The organism is Frankia sp. CgKIO3 (assembly GCF_977946435.1).
The window spans coordinates 1-9,563 of sequence record NZ_CDWTMO010000157.1 but is presented as its reverse complement, the minus strand read 5'-3'; the positions used below and the strand labels follow the sequence as shown (position 1 = coordinate 9,563).

At 69.7% G+C, this 9,563-nt stretch carries 9 protein-coding genes and 1 pseudogene; all 10 read left to right on the top strand.

The window, feature by feature from the left end; genetic code table 11:
• Positions 1-295 precede the first annotated feature (295 nt).
• Positions 296-805, top strand: coding sequence for a glycosyltransferase (locus AC08OJ_RS15965; RefSeq protein ID WP_476593825.1), 510 nt, complete (start codon positions 296-298; stop codon positions 803-805).
• Positions 802-1,674 carry a GtrA family protein gene (locus AC08OJ_RS15960; protein ID WP_476596137.1) on the top strand — a complete coding sequence of 291 codons (873 nt, stop codon included), beginning with the start codon at positions 802-804 and terminating at the stop codon, positions 1,672-1,674. Before AC08OJ_RS15965 ends, AC08OJ_RS15960 begins: the two co-directional genes overlap by 4 nt.
• Positions 1,661-1,837: a hypothetical protein gene (locus AC08OJ_RS15955; protein ID WP_476593827.1), complete on the top strand. Its 177-nt coding sequence runs from the start codon at positions 1,661-1,663 to the stop codon at positions 1,835-1,837. The genes AC08OJ_RS15960 and AC08OJ_RS15955 overlap by 14 nt, the downstream gene beginning before the upstream one ends.
• Positions 1,838-2,244: 407 nt before the next feature.
• Positions 2,245-3,916 (top strand): annotated as a pseudogene (locus AC08OJ_RS15950) (glycosyltransferase family 2 protein).
• The gene (locus AC08OJ_RS15945) at positions 3,913-4,173 is read left to right on the top strand and encodes a hypothetical protein (RefSeq protein WP_476593828.1); all 261 of its coding nucleotides are present in this window, start codon (positions 3,913-3,915) and stop codon (positions 4,171-4,173) included. The pseudogene AC08OJ_RS15950 and the gene AC08OJ_RS15945 overlap by 4 nt, the downstream one beginning before the upstream one ends.
• A 54-nt stretch (positions 4,174-4,227) precedes the next feature.
• Positions 4,228-5,595 (top strand): 4-amino-4-deoxy-L-arabinose transferase, encoded by a 1,368-nt coding sequence (locus AC08OJ_RS15940; protein ID WP_476596136.1) that lies wholly within the window; start codon positions 4,228-4,230, stop codon positions 5,593-5,595.
• Positions 5,596-5,686: 91 nt separating this feature from the next.
• Positions 5,687-6,481 (top strand): DUF5996 family protein, encoded by a 795-nt coding sequence (locus AC08OJ_RS15935; protein WP_476593830.1) that lies wholly within the window; start codon positions 5,687-5,689, stop codon positions 6,479-6,481.
• Positions 6,482-6,563: 82 nt separating this feature from the next.
• Entirely contained in the window at positions 6,564-6,899 is a 336-nt protein-coding gene (locus tag AC08OJ_RS15930; protein WP_476593831.1) for a hypothetical protein, read from the top strand.
• Entirely contained in the window at positions 6,896-9,157 is a 2,262-nt protein-coding gene (gene pepN / locus AC08OJ_RS15925) for an aminopeptidase N (protein WP_476596135.1), read from the top strand. The genes AC08OJ_RS15930 and pepN overlap by 4 nt, the downstream gene beginning before the upstream one ends.
• A 224-nt stretch (positions 9,158-9,381) precedes the next feature.
• Positions 9,382-9,563, top strand: a 182-nt coding sequence (locus AC08OJ_RS15920; protein WP_476596134.1) for a DUF6529 family protein, incomplete at its 3' end; no start/stop codon positions are given.

Genomic DNA, 9,563 nt, shown 5'->3' with positions numbered 1-9,563 from the left:
CGACCACCAAGATCCAACGAGTGGAAGCGGCATTGTCACCCGCCCCCGTCCGCCGACGGCCTGCGGTAATTTTTCGCCCGGCCTTATGACCGTAGGGCCCGGATCGGGCATGGGGTGCCGGTAGATGGCTCGATCCGGGACTTCTCTTATTCTGCTGCCTCTGGGGGAAATTCGTTATGATCACCACAGGAATGTGGCCGTGTGAATGTTGCACTGTATTGTCCGGAATTCGACGGATCGGGATTATCTCGGCACTGACCCGCGTTTCGCGGGTCAGTAGCCCCGGGGGGACCCGATGACCTCGACCGGTCAGGGGGATAGGACCGATCAAGAAAGTAGGACCGATCGGGGAAGCCGGATCGAGCAGGGGAGTGGGGCCGATCGGGGGAGCCGGACCGGGCCGGAGGGCGGACCGGACGACCGCACGGGCCTGCTCCGCCTGCCCGTTCTGCCGCATCCCCGCCCCCCGCTGGAGCGTCCCGAGCGGACGGGCGGTTCGGCCGCGGAACCGGTCGGTCCCCGGGTGGACGTCGGGCCACAGGTGTCGGTCGTGATACCCACCCGCAACGAGGCGCACAACGTCGAACCGCTGCTGCGGCGCCTCGACGATGCGCTGCACGGCCTGTTCGGAGAAGTGATCTTTGTTGACGACTCCGACGACGGAACACCCGAGGTCATCGCGCGCGTCCGCCCCTCGATGCGGTTACCGGTACGGGTGCACCATCGGACCCCGGCCCAGCGGGTCGGCGGGCTGGGGGCGCGGTCAGCGAGGGCTTCGCGCTCTGTGCCGCACCCTATGCGGTGATCATCGATGGGAACCTCCAGCATCCGCCGGAGACCATCCCGGCGCTGCTCGGCACCGCCGTGGAACATGCCGCCGACGTGGTGATCGGCAGCCGGTACGTGTCCGGCGGCAGCGCATCGGGGCTCGCTGGAAGCATGCGGCACCTGGTCTCGACGGGGTCCAACCGGTTGTGCCGGTGGGTCTTCCCCCGTCGGCTGCGCGGCGTCTCGGACGTGATGAGCGGCTTCTTCCTGGTGCGGGTTGCCGTCGTGGACCGGGCCGGCCTGCGACCGGACGGCTACAAGATCCTGCTGGAGCTGCTCGTCGCGTCCGGACGGCTGCGTGTCCGCGAGATCGGGTACGCCTTCGCCGAGCGGCGCGCCGGGACCTCCAACGCCTCGCTGACCGAAGGCGCCCGCTTCGCCCGGCGGCTGTTCGCGTTGCGGGTTCCGAAGCCCGCGCGCTTCGCCCTGGTCGGGGCGTCCGGGACGGTGCCGAACCTGCTTGGCACCGCCGTGCTTCACCACGTCGGCCTGCACTACCTGGCCGCGGCGATCGTCGCGATCCAGATCGCCATCGGCTGGAACTTCCTTGGCTGCGAGCTCCTGGTCTGGGACCGGGAGACGGGTTCCCGGCTGCGTCGCTATCCGGCGTTCGCGCTCATCAACAACCTCGATCTGGTCATCCGGCTGCCACTGCTCGCGGTGCTGGTCGGGCGATGGCATCTCGGCGTCGGCATCTCGACCCTGATGTCTCTGGCCGCCGCGGTGATCGTCCGATACCTGGTGGTGGATCGGCTGGTGTACCGGCGACGGGCGGTGCCTGAGCGGGCGGCGTCGCCGTCGCGCGGAAGGCCGTCGGAGGACGGGGTGCCCGGTGCGGTTTCGTAGCCCACCCGCCGGTGACGGCGTACGCCTTGGCGCCGGCGGGGTCCTCATCCGGCTGTTCTGTTCCGGGCATGTGCAGCTCCCCGACGGGCGGATCCTGCTTGCCGGCGGCACCTTGGCGTATTCCACGCCAACGACGAACTACAAGGGAATGGCGAGGAGCTAATTCGCCGATACCACGGTCGCCGAGTACGTGGCCGACCTCCCGAAGCTCGTCGCGGCGAACTGACCCTCCATCCAGGCCGGGGACCGGACCCGCCGCGGTGTCGCCCGCCCGCGGTGCTCCGTGCCCACCCCTTTCAGGCAGGTACAGGTGACATCCGATTCCGATTCCGAAGTCCCGCGTGCGCGGGCGCTCCCCCGCGGTGCGCGTCGGCAGGCCCGTGCGCACCGAGCTCCCCGCGTGCCCCGACGCTCACCTCGGCCGTGGATCGCAGTGGCCGCGAGGTGGGGGGCCGCGGGGTGGGGGCCGCCCTGTACACCACGTCGGCCCTCGTGCTGTCCGAGCTGGCCGGTCTCGACGGGAGCACGTCCTACCTCCTGCCCGGAGCACTCGCGATCGTCCTGCCTCGGATGTTCGGCCGGGGTGGCCGGGGCCGGCGGATCCCGTGGCTCGCCCGGCTCGCGTGCGAGTCGGGCGGCTGGTACGTCTACATGTTCGCCGGTTCGCCGGACATCAGGCTGGTCTCGTACGGCGGTCCGCGCCTGGGCCAGCCGTTCGCCGTGGTGCTGGGAGCGGTGGCGGCGGTGACCGGCGGCTTGGTCCTGTCCCGTCGGTTCCGGGCGCGGGCCCGCGGGTCGACCCCCGGCGCCAGCCGCCGGCGCCGCTGGGTGTGGGCGCTGGTCAGCGTGCCCCTCGCGGTGACGCTGGGGGTGCGTGCGGCCGAGCATCATCACGTCGTGCTGCTCGCCACATGGACGATCGTCTCGCTGCTGATGCTGTTGGTCGCCAGCCTGACTCTCGTGCGCGGCCAGTACAGCTGGCAGCGCCCCGAGCGGGTGCATCACGTGGACCTGACCGGCAACCTCGCGCCCCGCAACCGCTTCTCGCTCATCGTCCCCGCCCGCGACGAGCCGGTGCTCGGGCGGACCCTGACCCAGATCCTTGCCGGCGACTACCCCCACGACCTGGTGGAACTGGTCGTGATGGTGTCCCATGACGAGGTCGACCAGGAGACCCGGCGGGTCGCCGAGGAGATCGCTGGCCGGCATTCCAACGTGCGGGTCGTCGCGCCCGAAGGCAGCCGGCGTAGTAAACCCCTGTCCCTGGAGGACGCCCGCCGGCACTGCACCGGAGACCTGGTCGGCGTCGTCGACGCGGAGTCCCTGATCGCCGGGGGACTCCTGCGTTACGTGAACACGCTGGCCCTGCGCCACGCCGACGTCGGCATCTTCCAGGGCGGCGTGCAGCTCATGAACGCGCGTGCCACGGCGTGGCGGCGCGCCGCGGACCACTCGCCGATGCGGGCGTTCCTCCACTGGTTGGACACGGGCACCTCCTGGTGGCGGGCCCGCAACTGCCTCGAGTACTACATCTGGTTCATGTCGCGGCTGCGTTTCCAGGCGCGCGCGTTTCATCCCACTTGGCGGCAATACGGTGTTCATTCGGCGAACGGTGCTGGAAAGGCTCGGTGGGTGGGACGTCTCCTTCCTCACCGAGGACTGTGACCTCGGGGTGCGGGCCTCGGTCGCCGGAATCCCGACCGCGGTCTTCTACCACCCCGATCTGACGATCCGGGAGGAGACCCCGGAAAGCCTCACGAAACTCGTCGTCCAGCGCACCCGCTGGATGATGGGATTCATGCAGGTCCTCTTCAAGGGGGACTGGCGGGCGCTTCCGGGAGCACGCCAGCGCATCATGGCGGTGGAGATGCTCACGATGCCGTTCTTCCAGGCACTCGCCGGCGTCCTGCTGCCGGTGTCGCTGGTCCTCACGTTGTTCCTGGCGGCGCCGACCGGTCTGGTCATCGTCTTCTGGCTTCCGTTCGGTGCGACCGTCATGACGGTCTTCTCCGAACAGGCGGCGTTCCGCGAGTTCGCCGAGGCGTACGGGCTCGATCTGCGTCGCTGGGACAGCGTGCGGCTCGTGCTCTGCGCCCCGCTGTACCAGCTCGCGCTTTCCGCCGCCGCAGTGCGCGCCACGGCCCGGTTGCTGCGTGGCCGGGTCGAGTGGGAGAAGACCTCCCACTCCGGGGCCCACCACAGCACCGCCTCCGGCCGCTTCGAGCTGGAGGCGGCGTCGTGACCGCACCCGACGCCGCGAACCCGTACCCCCGCCTGCTCGGCCCGCAGACCGCCGTGACCTGGATCGCCGCCCGGGCCGGGGAACTCGCCGGCCGACTGGTCGGCTGGGCCGGCGCCCGCCGCCGCAGCCTGCTCCTGCTCGCCGTGCTCCTGACGGTGGTGGCGGTGCTGCACGGTTATAACTTCGACGGCTGGCCGGGCCGCGTCACCGACGACGAGGGCACGTATGCCGCCCAGGCGTATTCGATGCAGTACTGAAACCGGATCGCGCATTACACGTACTGGTACGACCATCCGTTCGGCGGATGGCTGTTGATTGCCATCTACACGAAGATCACTGATGGTTTCAACCGGGCGCCGACGGCGGTCACCGCCGCCCACGAGCTCATGTTCGGCGTGCATCTGGTGAGCTGCGTGCTACTGTACCGGTTCGGTCGGCTCCTCGGCCTACGACGGTTCTTCGCCGGCCTGGCCCTGCTCGTCTTCTCGCTTTCACCGCTCGCCCTGTGGTATCAGCGGATGGCGTTCCTCGACAACATCGCCGTGATGTGGCTGCTCGCCGCCCTGGTGTGCGCGGCGTCGCCGCGCCGCAGTGTCGCGGCGGCGGCGTTCGCCGGGATCTTCATGGCCTTCGCGTTCTGGTCGAAAGAAACCGTTCTGATCTTCCTCCCGGGGTTATACGTACTGCTCCGGCAGAATCGTGATCCTCGTAACTGGCGATTCGTGCGGCGCAACTTCATGGGCTGCCTGATCGGCGTGTGCGGTATCTACATCCTGTATGCGGCCGCGAAGAACGAGCTGTTCGAGGGGCCCGGCCACGTCTCGCTGGAATGGGCGATCAGATGGCAGCTGTTCGACCGGGCCCCGAGCGGCAGCGTGCTTGACACCGGTAGTGACACCTACCATGTCGTGCGGTCCTGGCTCGATCTCGATCCCTACCTGGTCCTCGCCGGTATTGCGGCCGCGGTTCCCCTGCTCGCCCTGCGGCGGCTGCGGGTCGTCGCCGGACTGCTGCTGCTGCAGTTCGCCTTCGTTTTCCGCAACGGCTACTTGCCCAACCCCTACATCACCGCGATGCTCCCATTCGCCGCGTTGTGCGTGGCAGGACTGCTCGACGCCGTCCTGCCGAGTGGAGCACAGCCGCGACGCGGTCCGCCGCATCATGCCCGACCGGGGTCGAAGTCGGAGTCGAGGTCGGGGCCGACCGCGGCCACGATCGTCAACGGCCTGCGCTGCCTCGTGGTCCTTGTGGCCCTGTCCGTGGCCGCCGCGACGGTGATCCCGGACTGGACACCGAAGATCCGCACCGCGCTCACCCGGGACGCGAGTGCCCCGAGCCGCGAGGCGACCCGATGGTTTCTCGCGAACATTTCCTCCGAGGGCACCGTCATCACTGACGACATCGCCTGGACCGACCTCACGATCGCCGGGCGCCGGCCGCTGCCAGTGTGGTTCTACAAGCTGGACCTCGACCCTCAGGTGCGCGGCCGGTTCCCCCACGGCTGGCGTGACGTCGACTACCTGATGATGGGCAAGCCCCCCGACTCGGTGCTCGGTGAGATCCCGCTCGTCGCCGAGGCGCTCCGGCACTCGGTGGTCCTCAAGTCGTTCGGCGACGGGGAGATCGAGATTCGCCGGGTCATCGTCCCGGACTGCCGTGGCCGGCCCGACCGGTGCTGAACCGTGACGTCCTCCCCCGGGATGCGTGGAACACCTTCGGTGTTCAGACTGGCGCTGTCCGCTCCACTTCGTTCGGTTCGGAGGGATCGCCATGGTCGAGATGCTGGCCCCGTTCCCGTTGTCCTGCTGGGCCGAGACCAAGCAGACCGTACACCGTTACCTGCAGGTCGTCGGCAAGATCCGGCTGGCCGCGAGCCCACGGCGCAACCACTGGTGGAATGTGCCGTTCCAGCTGACCGGCCGTGGACTGACGACGCGTCCGATGGGCCAGCTCGACGGAAACCCGATCTTCACCATCGACTTCGACTTCGTCGGTCATGAGCTGGTCGTCCAGCGCCTGGACGGCGAGACGATCTCGTTTCCCCTGGTCGCGCAGTCGGTAGCGTCGTTCTACCGCCGCACCTTCGACGCGCTGGCGGCACTCGGCATCAAGATCCGCCTTGACCATCCGCATCCGTTCGATCTGCTGGACGCGGCACGTCCGTTCAACGAGGACACCGAGCACGCCGCCTATGACCCGGCGGCGGTGGCCCGCTACTGGCAGACGCTCAGCCAGGTCAACCTGCTGTTGGAGGAATTCGCCGCCGGATTCAGCGGCAAGGTCAGCCCGGTCCACCATTTCTGGCACACCTTCGACATCGCCCATACCCGATTCGCCGACCGGCCCGTCGACCAGTCCGCCGAGACCGATCCGGTCACCCGGGAGGCCTATTCGCGGGAGGTGGTCAGCTTCGGAGTCCTCCCGCTCGCGGCCCTCGAACGCAGCCCGGACCGGCGGGCCGGCGTCCTCGGCTTCTACGACAGCGCCTACCGGGCCGGTTGGGACATCGAGCGGTTCGCCTGCCCCCACGGCGTCACCGACCCTGTCCTCGCCCCTGGGCACTGACATCGACGAGCCACCCGGCAAGATCGGAGGGGTGACCGGGTCCGCGCCGGACGGGCGACGAGGCATCCCATAAGTTCGCCGTATGCACAGCCTCACCCGGGACGAAGCTCTCGCCCGTGCCGGCCTGGTCCGCGTTGACGGCTACGAGATCGAGCTCGACCTGACCGCGGCGCGCACGTCGACGGAGTTCGGCTCGACGACCAGGGTGCGCTTCAGCCTCCGTTCCCCCACGGACGGCTCTCTCGCCACGGACGGCTCGTCGGCGGGCGGCGAACCGGCGCTGACGACGTTCGTCGAGCTCAAACCGGCATCCATCCAGCAGCTGTGGCTCAACGGCCAGCCGCTGGACCCCCTCCGCCGTCGACGGCAACCGGCTCCCCCTCCGCGGCGCTGCACGCGACGAACGAGCTCGTGGTGACGGCCACGATGAGGTACTCGAACACCGGCGAGGGGCTGCACCGGTTCACCGACCCGGAGGACGGCGAGGTCTACCTGTATGCGCAGACCTTCCTCGACGACGCCCAGCGGATGTTCGCCTGCTTCGACCAGTCCGATCTCAAGGCGCCGGTGCGCCTGAGCGTGGCCGCACCCCCCGACTGGACGGTGCGGGCGAACGGCGCCGGGAAGCAGACCTTGCCGGGGCCGTGGGAGTTCACCGAGACGGCCCCCCTGGCGACCTACTTCGTGACGGTGGTCGCGGGGCCGTACCACCTCGTCGAGGACTTCCACGACGGCATCCCGCTCGGGCTGCTCTGCCGCCGCTCGCTCGCGCCGTACCTCGACGCCGACGCGGCGGAGATCTTCGGCATCACCCGGGCCTGCCTGGACCGCTACCACGAGCTGTTCGCGAGCCGGTACCCGTTCGGGACCTACGATCAGGCGTTCGTGCCCGAGTTCAACGCCGGCGCGATGGAAAACCCGGGGTGCGTGACCTTCCGGGACGAGTTTGTGTTCCGCTCGGCGGTGACCGAGGCCGAACGGGAGCTGCGTGCCGTCGTCATCGCCCACGAGATGGCCCACATGTGGTTCGGTGATCTGGTCACCATGCGCTGGTGGGACGACCTGTGGCTGAACGAGTCGTTCGCCGAGTACATGGGCTATCGGGTGACCGCCGAGGCGACGCGGTTCACCGGGGCGTGGACCAGCTTCGCCGTCGGTCGCAAGAGCTGGGGCTACGCCGCCGACCAGCGGCCGTCGACGCACCCGGTGGCCCCGGCCGACGTCCCCGACACCGCGCTCGCCCTGCTGAACTCCGACGGCATCTCCTACGCCAAGGGAACGTCGGCCCTGCGGCAGCTGGTCGCCTGGGTGGGCGACGACGCCTTCCTGACCGGGCTGCGGGCGTACTTCGCCCAGCACGCCTTCGCCAACGCGTCCCTGGCCGACCTGCTCGCCGCGCTGACCACGGCGAGCGGCCGGGACCTCGCCGGCTGGGCCGAGGTGTGGCTGCGCCACGCACAGGTCAACACGCTGCGCCCCGAGATCACGATCGGTTCCGACGGCCGCCTCGCGCAGGTCACGGTGATCCAGACGGCACCGCCGACGCACCCGACGCTGCGTCCGCACCGCATCGGCATCGGCGTCTACGGCCCGGCAGAGCCGACCGACCCGACCGAGCCGATCGTGCTGCTCCGCCGGGTGGAGGTGGACATCGATCCGGCGGCGCCGGACGGGCGCACCGGGATCGCGTCACTGGTCGGGAGCGAGGCGGGATGCCTGCTGCTGGTCAACGACGGCGACCTGACCTACGCCAAGGTCCGTTTCACTCCGGCCGACCTCGCCGCTTTGCCCACCGTCCTGCCGCGGACGGCCGATCCGCTTGCCAGGGCGATCATCTGGGCGGCCGCGGCCGACGCGACCCGGGACGCCGAATGGCCCGCCGCCGACTATCTGACGCTCGCCGTGGGTGCGCTGCCCCGGGAGACCGAGATCGCCGTCTTCGAGGACGCCCTGCGTTTCGTCCGGGCCACCGTGCTGAACCGCTACCTCGCACCGTCGGCGCGACCGGCGGCCGCGCAGGAGCTCCACGCCGCCTGCGCGCGGGTCCTCGCGGCCGCCGCACCGGGAGGCGGTCATCAGCTCTCCGCCGCCCGCGGGGTCATCGGGTGCAGTGGACCGGCGCAGGCGGGAACACTGGCGGCGTGGCTCGCCGGGGCGGGCGTGCCGGCCGGACTGGTCATCGACCCGGACCTACGCTGGACTCTGCTACACCGGCTGGTCGTACTCGGGCGGGCCGGGGAGGCGGAGATCGCGGCCGAGAGCCGGCATGATCGCAGCGCCCGGGCCGCTGAGCATGCGGCGTGGGCCCGCGCCGCCGTCGCCGATCTCGAGGCGAAGGCCCGGGCCTGGCGGACGATCGTGGACGACGACACGATGTCCGCCCGGCTCGTCGCCGCGACGGCCGAGGGTTTCTGGCCGCCTGAGCAGGCGGATCTCACCGGCGGGTACGTCTCCCGCTACTTCGAGCAGATGCCGGCGATGGCGGCCCGGCGATCCCCGCACGCCGCCCGGCAGATCGCCACCTACGCCTATCCGCAGTTCGCCGTGTCCGTGGGGACGGTGCGGGAGGCGGACGCCCTGCTGGCCCGCGATCGTCTCGACCCGCTCCTGCGCCGCGTCGTTGTCGACGCGACCGACGAACTCCGCCGAGCGGTGCGGGCCCGTCTCCGGCCCTGACGCCGGGCCCTGCTCCGGCCCGCCCGTCATCCAAGCCGACGGCATCGTCATCCCACTGACGATGTCATCTCCCCGACGGCTCTGGACGCGCCCGCGTTCTTTCCGACATAGTTCGCGCAGCAAGGATGTCTCAGGGGACGGGGGGCGGTATGGCAGCCGGCACGGACCGGGCCGAACGGCAGACGAATGCGGGTACGGCATTAGAATTCGTAATGAAGTAATTAATGCAAGCCAATATGCGTCTTCGCAGGTCACGGGCTCGCGAGGACCCCGAAGTGAACAAGTTATTTTATTCCGAATCCTTAGGCGTTGCCTTGTTGGTCGGTGCCGCCGTCGCGGTGTCGACCGGTGTGTACGCGAGGGTTCATGAACCAGCCGGGAGGCCGCTGTTCACCCTCGGTTTCTC

Coding starts and splice junctions, on each gene's coding strand:
- AC08OJ_RS15965 (WP_476593825.1), top strand. CDS start 296: ATGACCTCGACCGGTCAGGGGGATAGGACCGATCAAGAAAGTAGGACC.
- AC08OJ_RS15935 (WP_476593830.1), top strand. CDS start 5,687: ATGGTCGAGATGCTGGCCCCGTTCCCGTTGTCCTGCTGGGCCGAGACC.
- AC08OJ_RS15930 (WP_476593831.1), top strand. CDS start 6,564: ATGCACAGCCTCACCCGGGACGAAGCTCTCGCCCGTGCCGGCCTGGTC.